Source organism: Streptomyces sp. NPDC047000, assembly GCF_040644295.1.
Classification (GTDB): domain Bacteria; phylum Actinomycetota; class Actinomycetes; order Streptomycetales; family Streptomycetaceae; genus Streptomyces.
On the sequence record NZ_JBEYWE010000001.1, the window covers coordinates 397,312 to 413,617 of the forward strand.

The 16,306-nt window shown below is 72.4% G+C and carries 9 protein-coding genes, 1 pseudogene and 1 CRISPR repeat array; of the genes and pseudogenes, 4 read left to right on the plus strand and 6 right to left on the minus strand.

Features of this window, described 5'->3' with window-relative positions; genetic code table 11:
• The first annotated feature begins 13 nt into the window (after nt 1–13).
• The gene (gene cas2e / locus ABZ862_RS01625; RefSeq protein ID WP_360950434.1) at nt 14–331 is read left to right on the plus strand and encodes a type I-E CRISPR-associated endoribonuclease Cas2e; all 318 of its coding nucleotides are present in this window, start codon (nt 14–16) and stop codon (nt 329–331) included.
• Between the two features lie 18 nt (nt 332–349).
• Nucleotides 350–3,190: a CRISPR direct-repeat array (repeat unit 29 nt; unit sequence GTCCTCTCCGCGCGAGCGGAGGTGTCCCG).
• Between the two features lie 134 nt (nt 3,191–3,324).
• Here the strand turns inward: cas2e and ABZ862_RS01630 are convergent.
• The 3 genes and pseudogenes from ABZ862_RS01630 to ABZ862_RS01640 all read right to left on the minus strand — a co-directional run.
• Nucleotides 3,325–3,594 (minus strand): annotated as a pseudogene (locus tag ABZ862_RS01630) (trypsin-like serine protease); the annotation flags it as partial.
• 362 nt (nt 3,595–3,956) lie between these two features.
• A complete protein-coding gene (locus ABZ862_RS01635) occupies nt 3,957–6,788 on the minus strand; it encodes a LuxR family transcriptional regulator (protein ID WP_360950437.1) in 2,832 nt (943 codons plus the stop codon).
• Between the two features lie 514 nt (nt 6,789–7,302).
• Nucleotides 7,303–8,124 carry a helix-turn-helix transcriptional regulator gene (locus ABZ862_RS01640; protein ID WP_360950439.1) on the minus strand — a complete coding sequence of 274 codons (822 nt, stop codon included), beginning with the start codon at nt 8,122–8,124 and terminating at the stop codon, nt 7,303–7,305.
• Nucleotides 8,125–8,295: 171 nt separating this feature from the next.
• On the opposite strand from ABZ862_RS01640, the gene ABZ862_RS01645 reads away from it, so the two are divergent.
• Nucleotides 8,296–9,966, plus strand: coding sequence for an AMP-binding protein (locus tag ABZ862_RS01645; RefSeq protein WP_360950442.1), 1,671 nt, complete (start codon nt 8,296–8,298; stop codon nt 9,964–9,966).
• On the plus strand, nt 9,963–11,606 hold the full coding sequence (locus ABZ862_RS01650) for an AMP-binding protein (protein WP_360950445.1): 1,644 nt from the start codon (nt 9,963–9,965) through the stop codon (nt 11,604–11,606). Before ABZ862_RS01645 ends, ABZ862_RS01650 begins: the two co-directional genes overlap by 4 nt.
• A 97-nt stretch (nt 11,607–11,703) precedes the next feature.
• Here ABZ862_RS01650 and ABZ862_RS01655 read toward each other — a convergent pair whose 3' ends face one another.
• Entirely contained in the window at nt 11,704–12,384 is a 681-nt protein-coding gene (locus tag ABZ862_RS01655; RefSeq protein WP_360950448.1) for a hypothetical protein, read from the minus strand.
• 161 nt (nt 12,385–12,545) lie between these two features.
• Here ABZ862_RS01655 and gcl point away from each other — a divergent pair, with 161 nt between their 5' ends.
• Nucleotides 12,546–14,330: a glyoxylate carboligase gene (gene gcl / locus ABZ862_RS01660; RefSeq protein ID WP_360950451.1), complete on the plus strand. Its 1,785-nt coding sequence runs from the start codon at nt 12,546–12,548 to the stop codon at nt 14,328–14,330.
• A 100-nt stretch (nt 14,331–14,430) separates the two neighbouring features.
• Here gcl and ABZ862_RS01665 read toward each other — a convergent pair whose 3' ends face one another.
• Both ABZ862_RS01665 and ABZ862_RS01670 read right to left on the minus strand, forming a co-directional pair.
• On the minus strand, nt 14,431–15,336 hold the full coding sequence (locus tag ABZ862_RS01665; RefSeq protein WP_360951388.1) for a 2-hydroxy-3-oxopropionate reductase: 906 nt from the start codon (nt 15,334–15,336) through the stop codon (nt 14,431–14,433).
• Nucleotides 15,337–15,459: 123 nt separating this feature from the next.
• On the minus strand, nt 15,460–16,302 hold the full coding sequence (locus ABZ862_RS01670) for a TIM barrel protein (protein ID WP_360950454.1): 843 nt from the start codon (nt 16,300–16,302) through the stop codon (nt 15,460–15,462).
• Between the last annotated feature and the right edge of the window lie 4 nt (nt 16,303–16,306).

Here is a 16,306-nt window from a genome sequence, read left to right on the forward strand (position 1 = left end):
CCCACCCCCTCCCGTGCCCGCCATGACCGTCATCTCCGCCACCGCCGTCCCCGACCACCTCCGCGGCGCCCTCACCCGCTGGCTCCTCGAAGTCACCCCCACCCTCTACATCGGCACCCTCTCCGCCCGCGTCCGCACCGAACTGTGGACCAGCCTCACCTCCTGCCTCACCGAAGGCAGCGCCGTCCTCGCCTACCCAGCAGCCAACGAACAAGGCTTCACCCTCCACACCGCCGGCCCCCAACGCCGCGACCCCCTCGACTTCGACGGCCTCACCCTCATCGCCTTCCAGCACGACAACACAAGTCAAGAAATCGCAAAGCCCCTCTAGAATCGCAGGTCAGGAAGAGTCCTCTCCGCGCGAGCGGAGGTGTCCCGCCCTTCAGCACCCTGGCCGTCGGCATCGTCCTGTCCTCTCCGCGCGAGCGGAGGTGTCCCGCCTACCGTTCGCGCAGTACACAGGGTGATCCTGTCCTCTCCGCGCGAGCGGAGGTGTCCCGCTGCTGGATGCCGGAGCCCCCGGGGATGAGGTGTCCTCTCCGCGCGAGCGGAGGTGTCCCGCAACAGGTGACGGGCCCTTAAGGGTGCCCCCCGTCCTCTCCGCGCGAGCGGAGGTGTCCCGGCCACTCCTACACCGGCCCCCCGGCCCGGCCCGTCCTCTCCGCGCGAGCGGAGGTGTCCCGGCCCTGTGCGCCAATCTGCACTGCGCCGCCGCGTCCTCTCCGCGCGAGCGGAGGTGTCCCGTCACCGAACGGATCGAAGCGTTCGAGGCGGCCGTCCTCTCCGCGCGAGCGGAGGTGTCCCGCCAACACGGAAGCGGGCCGGAACGGGTGGGAAGTCCTCTCCGCGCGAGCGGAGGTGTCCCGCCGTCGCGCATCGTCCGCATTGACGATGAGACGTCCTCTCCGCGCGAGCGGAGGTGTCCCGACCGCGTCGGCAGCCGTCCCGCGATCGGTGGGGTCCTCTCCGCGCGAGCGGAGGTGTCCCGGAAATCCACCAGGTCCACCGGCGGCGCGTCCCGTCCTCTCCGCGCGAGCGGAGGTGTCCCGCGGACCGGAGGGGCTCCACGAGGGTGGACACCGTCCTCTCCGCGCGAGCGGAGGTGTCCCGATCTCGGACACGTTCACCCGGGTCACCGCGTCGTCCTCTCCGCGCGAGCGGAGGTGTCCCGGCGTTCTTCAACCCAGCGCTCGCCGGGACGCAGTCCTCTCCGCGCGAGCGGAGGTGTCCCGCAGCTCCGCGACGGCACCACCGTCACCGAGTAGTCCTCTCCGCGCGAGCGGAGGTGTCCCGACCTCTTCTGGCGCCGCGCCCAGTCCACCGACGTCCTCTCCGCGCGAGCGGAGGTGTCCCGCCCTACCCGGGCGCCCTCGGCTACGGCAAGGTGTCCTCTCCGCGCGAGCGGAGGTGTCCCGGCGATGCTGTATCTGCCGAACGCCCGGTACCAGTCCTCTCCGCGCGAGCGGAGGTGTCCCGAAACGATCTACAGCGTGTTCCGGAAACGGGCTGTCCTCTCCGCGCGAGCGGAGGTGTCCCAAGACCCACCGGGCCGCCCTCGACAAGGCGGTCGTCCTCTCCGCGCGAGCGGAGGTGTCCCGCCTCCCTGCTGTTCGCCGAGACCGGGGTGCCTGTCCTCTCCGCGCGAGCGGAGGTGTCCCGCGCGCGTTCAGCATCGTCCCCACGGCGCCCTGGTCCTCTCCGCGCGAGCGGAGGTGTCCCGGACCCGTCATCTGTTGCTTCGGCGCAGGTAGCGTCCTCTCCGCGCGAGCGGAGGTGTCCCGGAGCCGATGCCGACTTCGGTGCCGCAGCCGCAGTCCTCTCCGCGCGAGCGGAGGTGTCCCGGTCCCGGGCGCCTGGACGTCGTACACGCCGACGTCCTCTCCGCGCGAGCGGAGGTGTCCCGACGTCAGACAACTCGGTGCTGGATGCGGCGTAGTCCTCTCCGCGCGAGCGGAGGTGTCCCGTGAGCGTCACACTCGACGCGCACGGTGGTGAGGTCCTCTCCGCGCGAGCGGAGGTGTCCCGTCCCGGTCCACTACCGCGCCCAGTGCCTCCAGGTCCTCTCCGCGCGAGCGGAGGTGTCCCGCGGGAGGACCGCAAGGCCACCGCGATGGATGCGTCCTCTCCGCGCGAGCGGAGGTGTCCCGTCGTCGTCGATCCACGCGAACGGCCGGTGCTGGTCCTCTCCGCGCGAGCGGAGGTGTCCCGGTCTGGGACGGCGGTCGCACGCCGAAGACGCGGTCCTCTCCGCGCGAGCGGAGGTGTCCCGGAACCCTACAAGCACACCGTCACCCGGGACGGGTCCTCTCCGCGCGAGCGGAGGTGTCCCGCCGGGGGGTGGCGGCACAGATTCCGCCACCAAGTCCTCTCCGCGCGAGCGGAGGTGTCCCGACCTGCACGAGGTCGTCCGGCATGCGGTAGCCGTCCTCTCCGCGCGAGCGGAGGTGTCCCGTCGATGGCCCGCCATTCCTCCGCGGGCCGGCTGTCCTCTCCGCGCGAGCGGAGGTGTCCCGCCGTGGCCGTACTCCAGCAGCCGGAAGCACAAGTCCTCTCCGCGCGAGCGGAGGTGTCCCGAGGGCCTCGGCGTCGTCGGCCGGCTGGGGCTCGTCCTCTCCGCGCGAGCGGAGGTGTCCCGGACCTGTGCGCGGCGACGGACCTGGGAACCACGTCCTCTCCGCGCGAGCGGAGGTGTCCCGCCGCGCTCAACAAGGACTGGTCGAAGGCGCGCGTCCTCTCCGCGCGAGCGGAGGTGTCCCGCCGTACCGGTGGTCATGGTCGATGATGAGCTGGTCCTCTCCGCGCGAGCGGAGATGTCCCGTTCATCGGTGACGACATGATCCGCGTCCTCAAGTCCTCTCCGCGCGAGCGGAGGTGTCCCCGGCGGACGAGGACGAGGGCGATGAGGGTGAGGGCCGGCGTCCTCTCCGCGCGAGCGGAGGTGTCCCGCACACCGGGCCGTTGGGCACCGACCCGGGCGCGTCCTCTCCGCGCGAGCGGAGGTGTCCCGGCGATGGTGGCGAGGGTGAGGTTCCAGGCGGTGTCCTCTCCGCGCGAGCGGAGGTGTCCCGGCTACGTGAGCGGCTTGCTGTGACTGAAATTTGTCCTCTCCGCGCGAGCGGAGGTGTTCTGCCCCAGCCGGTGGTGCAGGTGAGGAAACAGTTGGCCTCTCCGCGTGAGTGGAGGTGATGGCGTGGCATGTGGTCCTTGTGGGCCACATGCGGTGTCGGGCTCGGGGAGGGCTGTACCTTCCAGCGCGGAGAATATGGAAAGGGGGCGTTGCGGGCTGCTCGTGGAAGCTCGCAACGCCCCCTGACTGGCTCCTGGTTACGAGGTGATCTGGGTGGTCATCAGGTCCGCGAAAGTGGTCCGCCTTCGCGTGCCCCTCGTTCCAGGAAGTGATCCCTGCCAGGACGCCCCGATGAACAGGGGACCGCCGCTGTCGTCCTGGCAGGTGTCTACGCCGCCGGATGGGTGTCCGGGGCAGATCATGTCGCTCGCGACGAAGTCGGAGCTGTAGTTGCTGTGTAGGGAGTCGGATACGCCCAGCACCTGGGCGGTGGTGCCGGATGCGTGCACGGAGGTGCCCGGGGTGGCCGCGCCGGTGGGAGCGCTGAGCGGGGCGGTCGCCGCGGGTGCTGCGGCGACCGCCACAGCGGTCCTTCTTGCGCGATTGAGCCCGAACATGGGTCTCCTAGTGGGGGGATGCCGGTGGGGGGACGCTCGGGTGTGTGTGGGGGGGAGGAGTGGTGCGGGACGGGGATCGCGGGACCGGTCCCCGTTTGTGCCCGGGCGAGCGGCATGCCGCTAACGCTAGGGCCCGGAACGTCCACCTCCCAATGAGGGAACCCCCTAGGGGAGCGGGGCAGGGAAAACCCTCTATCCGGGCCCGGGTGAGGGACCTTCGGCCCCTGGACGGGGGTGCGGGCAGGGTGCCGTCAGTGAACCGTGTGCGTCCGTCACTTGGGGCGGCGCCCCGCCGCCAGGCGGACGATGTCCACCCGGGAGCGGATGCCGAGTTTGCGGTAGACCCGGGTGAGGGTGGCCTCGACGGTCTTGACGCTGATGAACAGGCGTGCGGCGATCTCCCGGTTGGTGGCGCCCTCCATGACGAGCGCGGCGACCTGACGTTCCATCGACGCCAGCCCCTCCAGCGCGTCGAGAGCGGCGGAAACGGGCGCGGGGGCGGGGATCGCGGCGGTGGGCGGGCCCGTGGCGGCCGACTTCGCCGCCGCGTCGACCTGGCGCAGCCACGGCAGTGCCCGGCAGCGGCGGAACAGCCGGGCCGCCTCGTCGTACGACGTCGGTCCGGGGCGGCCGGTGGTCAGGCGGGCCAGTGCGAACGCGGCCCGCGCCTCCTCCAGGCCGTAGCCCAGTTTGCCGAGGCGGTCCTGAGCCGACATCAACTGTGCGACGGCGGCGTCGTGTTCGCCGTCTGCGGCGCGTACCAGGGCCTCGGCCCGGTCGAGTACGGCGAGGACGCTCTCCCGCTCCAGGCGCAGCGCGTTCTCGCGGGTGACGTCGATGACGTCCTGCGCCTCGGCGTTCTCGCCGATCCGTACGAGTGCCTCGGCGAGGTCGCCGTGCCAGCGGCCCCGGGCCGGGTCGGTGATGCCCAGGTGCAGCTCCAGTTCCCGTACGCGCCGCAGTGAGCGCACCGCGCCCGCCGCGTCCCCGGCGACCAGCTGGGCGTGGCCGAGGGCGCCCAGGGCGCGGGAGAGGTACATCTGGTCGCCGTCCTCCTCGGCGTTCTCCACGGCCTCCCGGGCCAGTGCGAGCGCCCGGTCGACGTCGCCGCCGGAGGCTTCGGCGAGCGAGGTGAGCATGGCGGAGGCGGTCTCGCCGATCCCGGAGTCGCGGGCCAGTCGCAGGCCCTCGCGGGCCAGGTCCAGGGCGCGGCCGCAGTGTCCGGAGCGCAGTTCGGTCTCGGCGAGGCCGCGCAGGAAGTGGACTTCGCTCTCCACGGAGCCGCGCCGCCGTACCTCGCGGAGCAGGGCGCTGATGGTGGCGCGGGCCTCGGCGAGCTGGTCGCTCATCACCAGCCAGCGGAACCGTGCCGAGCCCGCGCCGTTGTGGTGGCAGGCCACCCTGGGGTCCTGGGGTTCCTTGAGTGCCCGTTTGATGGTGGCGGGGGCGTCGGGGTGGCCCATCAGGGTCTCGGTCTGTGCCTGGAAGGCCAGGGCGAGGAGTTCGGTGCGCCGGTCGCCGCCCTGCTCGGCGAGCTGGGCCGCGTGTGCGGCGGCCTCGCGGGCCTCGGTGAAGTCGCCCTCGACGATGAGGGCCCGCCAGGCCAGTTGGTAGTGGACCAGTGCGAGGAGGCGGGGGTCGTCGCCCGCGTCGGCGAGGGCCTGCGGGAAGACCGCGTCGACCTCCGACATGGTGTGGCCGGCGGTGTCGATCACGATGATCCAGGCCCGTACCCGGTCCGCGGGGACGGTGGCCCGGGTCAGTACGTCGCGGGCGATGTCCCGGGCGAGGTCGACCTCGCCGGCGGTGATCGCGTCCTCGGCGGCCTGGAGCCGGCGTCCGTCCGGGTCGGGTGTGCCGTCGGCGGGGGTGTGGCGGGCGGCGAGGAGTCCGAGCTGTGCGGCGACCGAGGGCGCCCCGCGGTCCCGGGCCAGTGCGGCGGCCTCGGCGAGGCGGGCGGCGGTCTCCGGGTCGGTGCCTGTGGTGGCGAGGGCGAGGTGCCGTGCGCGTTCGATGGGGTCGGGGGCGGCGGTGGACAGCGCGGCGTGTGCGGCCCGGCGTTCGTGGGCGGGTGCCTCGGCGTACAGGGCGGCGGAGATCAGCGGGTGGGCGAACCGTACGGTCGGGCCTTCCGGCTCGGTCGCCAGCAGGCCCAGTTCGGCGGCCTGCGCGCACTCGGCCTCGGCACCGGCGCGCCCGGCGGCCTGCAGCAGTGCCGCCGTGGGTCTCGCGCCCGCGCTGGCCACCAGCAGGGTGCGGCGGGCTTCCACGGAGAGCATGTCGAGGCGGCTGAGGACGAGTGCGCGCAGCGAGGTGGGTACCGGGAGCGGTTCGCCGGGGCGTGGCGGGGTGGGGTTCTCGGCGAGGGCGCGGCCGAGCTCCAGGGCGAAGAGGGGGTTGCCGCCGCTGGTGCGGTGGATGTCGCGGACGGTGGCGCGGGACAGGCCGCCGTAGCCGCGGTGCTGGAGCAGCGCGGAGACCTGGCTGCGGGGGAGCGGGCCGAGGCGTACGGCGAGGGTGTCGGGGGGTGACGCGCGTAGGTGGTGGTCGTACTCCTGGGCCTCGGTGCGTACCGCGGCCAGTAGTTGCACCGGTGTGTCGCCGAGTCGGCGGGCGGCGAAGCCGAGCAGTTCGGCGCTGGCCGGGTCGAGCCACTGGAGGTCGTCCGCCACGATCAGTACGGGGCCCTGGGTGGCCAGGGCACGCAGGGTGGAGAGCACGGCGAGGCGCAGGGCGAGGCCGTCGCGCTGGAGGGTGGACTCGCCGCGGCCGGTGAGGGCCGACTCCAGGGCGGTGCGCTGGGCGACGGGCAGCCGCCCGGACACCTCGTCGAGGACGAGGCCCAGCAGGTCGGCGAGGGCGAGGAACGGGAGGTGGGATTCGGACTCGGTGGCCGAGCAGCGCAGTACCCGGCGCGTGCCGGCGCCGTATTCCGTGGCCAATGCCCGTAGCGCGGTCGACTTTCCTATTCCGGCGGTGCCGTGGAGCAGCACACTGCCGCCGCGGGCGAGCTGCTCGCGGGCCGCCGAGAACAGCTCTTCCCGGCCTATGACCAGGTCGGAGCGGCATCGGGCAGGCTCCTGGAAGTCCCGTCGCACGGTCACCGCTCCCCTCGTGTGTCGTGTCCGGACCAAATTCTAGGCAACGAATCCATGAAATTCGGACAGATGGCTTGGTGAGGGAAATAACAAGGGTCGGGCTCGGAGAAATTCGGGGTGCGGGTGAATGAAAGGCGTGGAGGGCGGGCAACGGGTCCGGCGGTGGTGGCGGTGGCGACTGTTTCGGTGGGCAGTGTCCACGTCGGCCACTGCGGCGGTGGTGGTGGCCGACGGCGACCGTGTCTGTCCCGCTGCGGCGTCCTGCCACCCGGGCCCCGCGGCACCCTTGCCGCCGGAACCCCGCGGCACCGTCGCCGCCCGGAACGCCCGGTTTCGCCGTGGCCCGGAGGGCACGGCACCGCCGTGAGCCGGAACCCTACGCCACCACGCCATCACCCGGAACCTGCCCTCCATCCCCGTTCCTCACCCCCTTTCCCGCTCGCCCGCGTCCGCCGCCCCGCTGCCCTGGCGGTCTCCCGCCCGCCGCGGAGCCGTCGCAGCGCCCCCGCCGGAAGAGCCGCTACGGCAGCGCCCCCGTCCGGCGGGCCGCCGCCACCGCCTCGCCCCGGGTGTGTGCGCCCAGTTTCCGCATCGCCGAGCGCAGGTAGCCCTTCACGGTCTCCGGGCGCAGCCCCAGCCGCTCCGCCGCCACCGCGTTCGTCGAGCCCGCGGCCACGCAGGCGAGGACGTCCAGCTCCCGCGGCGCCAGTGCCACCCCGGCCGCCCCGGTGCCGGCGGTGAGGAGCCCGCACGCCTGCAGCAGTTCGGCCCGCAGTGCCGGGTCCCCGATCCGCGGGGCCAGTGCGCGCAGTGCCGCGTGGGCCTCCCGTACCTGCTCCCAGGCCGCCCCGGACGCGGCCGGTGGCTGGGCGGCCGCCAGCAGCCCGTGCGCCTCGTCCCGTACGACGAGTGCCTGTTCCACGTCCCGGGCCGCCTCCACCGCCGCGCTGAGCGTGCGGTCGCCCAGGGGCTGTGCGGAGCGCAGGGCGCCGTAGAGGACGCCGCGTACCCGGCGCCGTACGACGACCGGGACGGCGAGGACCGAGTACAGGCCCTCGGCGGCGACCGGGATGTCGTACTCGTGGCTGATCCGCCGCGACGACGTGTAGTCCGTCACCGCGCACGGCCGGGCGAGTGCGACCGCCTTGCCGCCGAGGCCGTTGCCCGAGACCACCGCCAGTGACAGCAGTGCGCAGGTGGCCGTGCCGCTCAGCTCGCTGATGCGGATCTGCCCCCGGCCGTTCTCCATCAGGCCGCCGAAGGCGACCGGGAGCCCCGTCGTGCGCCGCAACCGGCCCAGCGCACCCTGGATCTCCACGGTCCCCACCGCGTCTGCCGCCATGTGCTCGCCCCTTCCCCGTGGGCCCACACCCCCGTTCGGGGGTGGTGAGACCTGCATCACGGATTACACGATGGCAGAGAGCCGCCCGGCAATGGCCCGGCACCGAGGAGGAGTGAGCCACCGGGGGAGCGACCGCAGCGCCCCCAGGCGAACCACCGGAAATGAGGACAGATGACCACGGCGACGGACGTCTTCCGCAAGGCACGGGACTTCCTGCTGGAACACCGTGAGGACTACGCCACGGCCTACCAGGGTTTCTCCTGGCCGCGCCCCGAGCGTTTCAACTGGGCGCTCGACTGGTTCGACGTCATCGCGGCCGGAAACGACCGCACCGCCCTGCACATCGTCGAGGAGGACGGCACCGAGGCGAAGATCTCCTTCGCCCGGATGGCCGAACGGTCGAACCAGGTCGCGAACTGGCTGCGGGAGCGCGGTGTCCGCCCCGACGACCGGATTCTCGTGATGCTCGGCAACCAGACGGAGCTGTGGGAGACGGCGCTGGCCGCGATGAAGCTGCGCGCCGTCGTCATCCCCGCGACCCCGCTGCTCGGCGCCGCCGACCTGCGCGACCGTGTCGGGCGCGGCCGGGTGCGGCATGTGCTGGTGCGCGCGGCGGACGCCGCGAAGTTCGACGACGTGCCCGGCCGGTACACCCGTGTCGCCGTGGGCGGTGCCCCGGAGGGCTGGCAGCCGTACGAGGACGCGTACGCCGCCCCCACCGAGTTCTTCCCCGCCGGCGAGACCCTCGCCGACGACCCCCTGATGCTGTACTTCACCTCAGGCACCACCGCCCGGCCCAAGCTGGTCGAGCACACCCACATCTCGTACCCGGTCGGCCATCTCGCCACCATGTACTGGATCGGGCTCAAGCCGGGCGACGTCCATCTCAACATCTCCTCGCCCGGTTGGGCCAAGCACGCCTGGTCGAACCTGTTCGCGCCGTGGAACGCCGAGGCGACGGTCTTCATCCACAACTACACCCGTTTCGACGCCGTCCGGCTGATGGCCGAGATGGACCGGGCGGGTGTGACGACGTTCTGCGCCCCGCCGACGGTGTGGCGCATGCTCATCCAGGCCGACCTGAGCCAGCTGCGCACCCCGCCCAGGGAGGCGCTCGCCGCGGGCGAACCGCTCAACCCGGAGGTCATCGAGCAGGTCCGGCGGGCCTGGGGCGTCACCATCCGGGACGGGTTCGGCCAGACCGAGACGACCGTGCAGGTCTCCAACAGCCCCGGCCAGCCGCTGAAGAGCGGCTCCATGGGCCGCCCCAGCCCCGGCTACCGTGTCGTCCTCCTCGACCCGCTCACGGGCGCGGCCGACGCCGACGAGGGCGAGATCGCGCTGGACCTCGCGGACCGCCCGGTGGGCGTCATGGCCGGCTACCACGGCGACGCCGACCGCACCGCCGAGGCCATGGCGGGCGGCTACTACCGCACCGGCGACATCGGTGCCCGTGACGCCGACGGCTACATCACCTACGTCGGCCGTGCCGACGACGTGTTCAAGGCGTCCGACTACAAGATCTCCCCGTTCGAGCTGGAGAGCGCGCTGCTGGAGCACGAGGCCGTCGCCGAGGCGGCGGTCGTCCCGGCGCCGGACGAGCTGCGGGCGGCCGTCCCGAAGGCGTACGTCGTCCTCGCCGAGGGCTGGGAGCCGGGGCCGGACACCGCGAAGGTCCTCTTCGAGCACTCCCGCGAGACCCTCGCGCCCTACAAGCGGGTGCGCCGTATCGAGTTCGCCCCGCTGCCCAAGACCGTGTCCGGCAAGATCCGCCGGATCGAACTGCGCGAGGCCACCTCGCACGGCTCCGACGCCGAGTACCGCGAGGAGGACTTCCGGTGAGCGGACCGACCCACGGCGAGCGCCCGGTGGCGGCCGTCTCCTACACCCACGGCACCGGCGCCACCGCCCTGCTCGGCGACACCATCGGCGCCGATCTGGCGCGGGTCGTCGCGGCCTGGCCGGAGCGCGACGCGCTCGTCGACGTGCCGTCCGGACGGCGCTGGACCTACGCGCGGTTCGCGGCCGACGTCGAGAGGCTGGCGTGCGCGCTGCTCGCCGACGGTGTCGCCAAGGGCGACCGGGTGGGCATCTGGGCGGTCAACTGCCCCGAGTGGGTGCTCGTCCAGTACGCCACCGCCCGCATCGGCGCGATCATGGTGAACATCAACCCGGCCTACCGCACCCACGAGGTGGAGTACGTCCTCAACCAGGCCGGGATCTCCCTGCTGTTCGCCTCCCTGAGCCACAAGTCCAGCGACTACCGGGCGATGGTCGAGGAAGTGCGCGGCAGCTGCCCGCAGTTGCGGGAGACCGTCTACATCGGTGATCCCGGCTGGGACGCTTTCACCGCGCGCGGTGCGGTGGGGCTGAGGGAAGAACTGGCGGCGCGGGAAGCCGAGTTGTCCTGCGACGACCCGATCAACATCCAGTACACGTCGGGCACCACGGGCTTCCCCAAGGGCGCCACGCTCTCCCACCACAACATCCTCAACAACGGCTACTTCGTGGGGGAGATGATCACCTACAGCGAGCAGGACCGGGTGTGCATCCCGGTGCCGTTCTACCACTGCTTCGGCATGGTGATGGCCAACCTCGCCATCACCTCCCACGGCGCCTGCATGGTCATCCCGGCGCCGTCCTTCGACCCGCGGGCCAGCCTGGCGGCGGTGCAGCAGGAGCGGTGCACCTCGCTGTACGGGGTGCCGACGATGTTCATCGCGGAGCTGAACCTGCCCGACTTCGCGACGTACGACCTCTCGACGCTGCGCACCGGCATCATGGCGGGCTCGCCCTGCCCGGTCGAGGTGATGAAGCGGGTCGTCGCCGAGATGCACATGGCCGAGGTGTCCATCTGCTACGGCATGACGGAGACCTCCCCGGTGTCCCTCCAGACCCGGACGGACGACGACCTCGAACACCGCACCGGCACCGTCGGGCGTGTCCTGCCGCACCTGGAGGTGAAGATCGTCGATCCGGTCGACGGCACCACCCGGCCCCGCGGTCTCCCCGGCGAGCTGTGCACCCGCGGCTACAGCGTCATGCTCGGCTACTGGAACCAGCCCGACAAGACGGCCGAGGTCATCGACCCCGCCCGCTGGATGCACACCGGGGACCTCGCGACGATGCGCGAGGACGGGTACGTGGAGATCGTCGGCCGGATCAAGGACATGATCATCCGGGGCGGCGAGAACATCTACCCGCGCGAGATCGAGGAGTTCCTCTACGCCCACCCCCGCATCCAGGACGTCCAGGTGGTCGGGGTGCCGCACGAGAGGTACGGCGAGGAGGTGCTGGCCTGCGTCATCCCGCAGGATCCGGCCGACCCGCTCACGCTGGAGGAGCTGCGGGCGTTCTGCGAGGGGCGGCTGGCGCACTACAAGATCCCGAGCAGGCTGCGGATCCTGGAGTCCTTCCCGATGACGGTGTCGGGGAAGGTGCGGAAGGTGCAGCTGCGGGAGGAGGGCGCGGGGGAGGGGTGAGGTGAGGGGGAGATGAGGGGGATGAGGATGGGGGCGGGACCGTTCGGGAAGGGGCGGTCCCGCCCGGTTGTCGCCGCTGCCCGCTGTCGCCTGTCGTTTATTGCGGCTCGCGCCGGGCGGTGGCGTGGAGTTCGTCCGCGGGGTCGTTGACGGGCAGCGGGGGAGCCGTGAGGTCCAGCAGGTCCAGCAGGAAGAGCGGGATGCCGAGGGAGTCGGCGCGGGCGCGGGCGTCGTCGGCGTATCCGGCGAGGGAGAAGTAGACACAGTCCGCCGGCTCGGTCATCGCCGCGAGCCACAGGCACTCCACGTCGCGCAGACAGACCGGGCGCAGCCCGGGGTCGACACGGGCGAGCAGTCCGGGGGCGGCGAGCGCGACGGCGGCCGGGGGACGGTCACCGGCGTGGCGTATGCCGTCGTGGCCGAGCCGGCCGAGGTAGAGCGTCGCGGCGGTGACGGCGTCGCGGGCGGTGTGGCCGGGCAGGGGCGGCCGGGGTGCGGGCACGGCGCCGGGGACCAGCACCGGGATGCGCAGCACCGTGCCGCAGGGGCAGCCCAGTTCCGGGTACGGCCAGGGGGAGCGGCTGCCGCAGGACGGGCAGCGGAGGGTGACCCAGTCGTCGTCCCAGGTGCGGTGGGTGACGGCGGTGGGCTCGGTGGTGCGGTCCAGCGGCGGGCGGACCGGGGTGCCGCACGCGCAGGGATACGCGGGCGCGGTGTAGAGGTGCGCGCGCCCGCAGGCCGGACAGCGCACCGGCACGCTCTCGGACATGGCCCTCATGTTCCCCCAACGTGGCGCGGTTGTCCGCCGGTTCGCACGGCTCGGTGATGCTCTTGACGCTCGGCGCGGGTCTTCCTACATTGACGTGTATTCCATGAAGCAGAAAATGAGTTCCGTATCGTGGAAAACGATACGGAAGATGATGACGGTGGGGTGACGGTATGGCCCGAATGACCGCGGCCCGCGCGGCAGTCGAGATCCTTCGGCGGGAGGGGGTCACCGACGTGTTCGGTGTCCCCGGCGCGGCGATCAACCCCTTCTACGCGGCGCTTAAGGCGTCCGGCGGGGTCCGCCACACGCTCGCCCGCCATGTCGAGGGCGCCTCGCACATGGCGGAGGGCTACACCCGGACGCACTCCGGCAGTATCGGTGTGTGCGTGGGCACGTCCGGTCCGGCGGGCACCGACATGATCACCGGTCTGTATTCGGCCGCCGGGGACTCCGTCCCGATCCTGTGCATCACCGGGCAGGCCCCGACCGGCGTGCTCCACAAGGAGGACTTCCAGGCCGTCGACATCGCCGCGATCGCCCGGCCCGTGACGAAGTCGGCGGTCACGGTGCTGGAGGCGGCGCAGGTGCCGGGAGTGTTCCAGCAGGCTTTTCACCTGATGCGGTCGGGCCGCCCGGGCCCGGTCCTGATCGACCTGCCGCTCGATGTGCAGCAGACGGAGATCGAGTTCGACCCCGAGACCTACGCGCCGCTCCCCGCCTACCGGCCTGCCGCGACCCGTCCGCAGATCGAGAAGGCGATGCGGATGCTCTGCGCGTCCGAGCGGCCGCTGATCGTCGCGGGCGGTGGGGTGGTCAACGCGGACGCGGCCGAACTGCTGGTCGAATTCGCCGAGTCGACGGGTGTGCCGGTCGTGCCGACGCTGATGGGCTGGGGCACGATCCCCGACGACCACGAACTGAACGCCGGCATGGTCGGGTTGCAGACCTCGCACCGCTACGGCAACGCCACGTTCCTGGAGTCCGACTTCGTGCTCGGCATCGGCAACCGCTGGGCCAACCGCCACACCGGTCGCCTCGACGTCTACACGCGGGGCCGTACCTTCGTGCACGTCGACATCGAACCCACCCAGATCGGCAGGGTCTTCGCCCCGGACTACGGCATCACCTCCGACGCGGGGGCCGCGCTGGAGCTGTTCGTCGCCGTGGCGCGGGAGCTGCGGGCGAGGGGCGAGCTGCCCGACCGCTCCGTCTGGGCCGCCGCCGCGCAGGAGAAGCGGGCGCGCCTCCAGCGCCGTACGCACTTCGACGACGTCCCGATCAAGCCGCAGCGCGTCTACGAGGAGATGAACAAGGCGTTCGGGCCCGGGACCCGGTACGTCACGACCATCGGCCTCTCCCAGATCGCGGGGGCCCAGATGCTGCACGTCTACCGGCCCCGGCACTGGATCAACTGCGGCCAGGCCGGTCCGCTCGGGTGGACCGTCCCGGCGGCGCTCGGTGTGGCGAGGGCCGACCCGGAGGCGCTGGTCGTCGGCCTGTCCGGGGACTACGACTTCCAGTTCATGATGGAGGAACTGGCCGTCGGGGCCCAGCACAAGATCCCTTACGTGCACGTCCTCGTCAACAACTCCTACCTGGGGCTCATCCGGCAGGCGCAGCGGGCGTTCGCGATGGATTTCCAGGTCAGGCTGGAGTTCGAGAACATCAACTCGCCCGAGCTGGGCTGCTACGGCGTCGACCATGTCAAGGTCGCCGAGGGGCTCGGCTGCCGGGCGATCCGGGTGACCGATCCGGCGGAGCTGGGCGCGGCCTTCGAGCAGGCGAAGAAGCTCGCCGCGGAACTCCGGGTGCCGGTGGTGGTGGAGGCGATCCTGGAGCGGGTGACGAACATCGCGATGTCGACGACCAACGACATCTCCGAGGTGGTCGAGTTCGAGGAGATCGCGACGGAGCCGGCGCACGCGCCGACGTCGATCCGGACGCTGAAGGTCTGACCCGGCGGCGGGGACGGCGAGGGGCGGACCGTCCGGGTTCGGACGGTCCGCCCCTCCGCGCCGCCGCCGTCCGGGCTCAGTCCGGCATCGCCGTCCGGGCTCAGTCCGGCATCGCCGTCCGGTGGTCGGTGAGCGTTCCGGACAGGCGCTCGACACCGCGCAGCAGTGCGGAGTGGTCCAGGCCGCCGTCCCCCTGCGCCCTCAGCGCGCCGACGAGTTGGGCGACGACCGCCCCCAGCGGCAGAGCCGCCCCCACTGCCCGCGCGGCCTCCGTCACGATCCCCATGTCCTTGTGGTGGAGATCGATCCGGAAGCCGGGCGCGAAGTCGCGGTTCAGGAAGTTGTCCCGCTTGCGGGCGAGCACCGTCGATCCGGCGAGGCCACCGCCCAGGACCTCCAGCGCCGCCCGCAGGTCCACGCCGGACCTCTCCAGGAAGACGACCGCCTCCGCGCACGCCTGGATGTTGACGGCGACGACGAGCTGGTTGGCGGCCTTGACGGTCTGCCCGGCGCCGTGCGGACCGCACAGCACGACGGTACGGCCGAGCACGTCGAGGAGCGGCCGGGCGGCGTCGAAGTCGGCCCGCTCCCCGCCGACCATGATGGACAGGACGGCCTCGACGGCGCCCGCCTCACCCCCGGAGACCGGGGCGTCCAGGACCCGCAGCCCCTTCTCCCGCCCGGCGGCGGCCAGATCGACGGAGGTCTGCGGGGTGATGGACGACATGTCGATGAGCAGGGTGCCGGGCCGGACGTTCTCGAGGATGCCGTCGGGACCGTAGGCGATCGCCTCGACCTGCGGGGAGGCCGGCACCATCGTGACGACGACGTCGGCGTCCCGGACGGCCTCGGCGACCGAACCGGCCGCGGTGCCGCCCGCGGCGGTGAGCCGGTCGAGCTTGTGCTGTTCGAGGGTGTGGCCGGTGACGTGGTAGCCCGCCTTGATCAGGTTCTCGGACATGGGCGAGCCCATGATGCCGAGCCCGATCCAGGCGACTTTCGGCAGAACGGCCTGGGGGGACGTGACTTGGGGGGACGTGACGTCGGGCAGAGCGCTGCTCACGGGCGGAACCGCCTTTCTGGGAGATCCGGTTGCTCGGACGGGGTCGGCCGCGACGGGACGCGGATGTCAGCCGACGGCGCCGCGGGCGGCGGCCGGCAGCCACCCGAACGCCTCGGCGCTCGGTCCGTCGCCCGGCTTGTACTCGAGGCCGATACGGCCGTCGTAACCGGCCTTGCACAGCCGGGCGAGGAGATCGGCCAGCGGCAGGGCCCCGGTGCCGGGCGCGCCGCGACCGGGGACGTCGGCGATCTGGACGTGGCCGGTCCGGGCCGCGTACCGGTCGATGACGGAGGGGAGGTCGGCGCCGTTCATGGCGAGGTGGTACAGGTCCATGAGGAAACGCGCGTTGCCGAGGCCGGTCACCTCGTTCACCCGGTCGGCGACCTCGACCGCGGACCGGGCCGACACCAGGGGATAGCGCGGGGACTCCGGCCGGTTGAGGGCCTCGATCAGCAGGACGGCACCGATGCGATGCGCGGCGCGGGCGGCGAGGGCGAGGTTGGTGAGGGCGAGCGCGTCCTGCTCGGCGGGGTCGGCTCCGGCGACCCGGTTCCCGTACAGGGCGTTGAGGGCACGGCAGCCCAGTGAGCCGGCGAAGTCGGCGGCGACCTCGACGTTGGCCCGGAACCGCTCCGACTCCTCGCCGGGTACGGACAGGGCCCCGCGGTCAGGTCCGGGGAGCTGCCCGGCGTAGAGGTTGAGCCCGGTCAGCCGTACCCCGGCGTCCTCGACGGCCCGGCGCAGCGCGTCGAGTTCGGGCCACTGCGGCACGGGCGAGTCGACCCAGGGCCACCACAGCTCGACGGCGCCGAACCCGGCGGCCGCGGCGGCCGCGGGGCGGTCGAGGAGGGGGAGTTCCGTGAAGAGGATCGACAGATTGACGGTGTAGCGGTGGTCTGCGAATCCCATGGCC

What these genes read in the sequence shown, in the direction of transcription:
- ABZ862_RS01640 (WP_360950439.1), bottom strand. Translation starts at nt 8,124, where the DNA reads ATGGCGGCAGACGCGGTGGGGACCGTGGAGATCCAGGGTGCGCTGGGC.
- ABZ862_RS01645 (WP_360950442.1), top strand. Translation starts at nt 8,296, where the DNA reads ATGACCACGGCGACGGACGTCTTCCGCAAGGCACGGGACTTCCTGCTG.
- ABZ862_RS01655 (WP_360950448.1), bottom strand. Translation starts at nt 12,384, where the DNA reads ATGAGGGCCATGTCCGAGAGCGTGCCGGTGCGCTGTCCGGCCTGCGGG.
- gcl (WP_360950451.1), top strand. Translation starts at nt 12,546, where the DNA reads ATGGCCCGAATGACCGCGGCCCGCGCGGCAGTCGAGATCCTTCGGCGG.
- ABZ862_RS01670 (WP_360950454.1), bottom strand. Translation starts at nt 16,302, where the DNA reads ATGGGATTCGCAGACCACCGCTACACCGTCAATCTGTCGATCCTCTTC.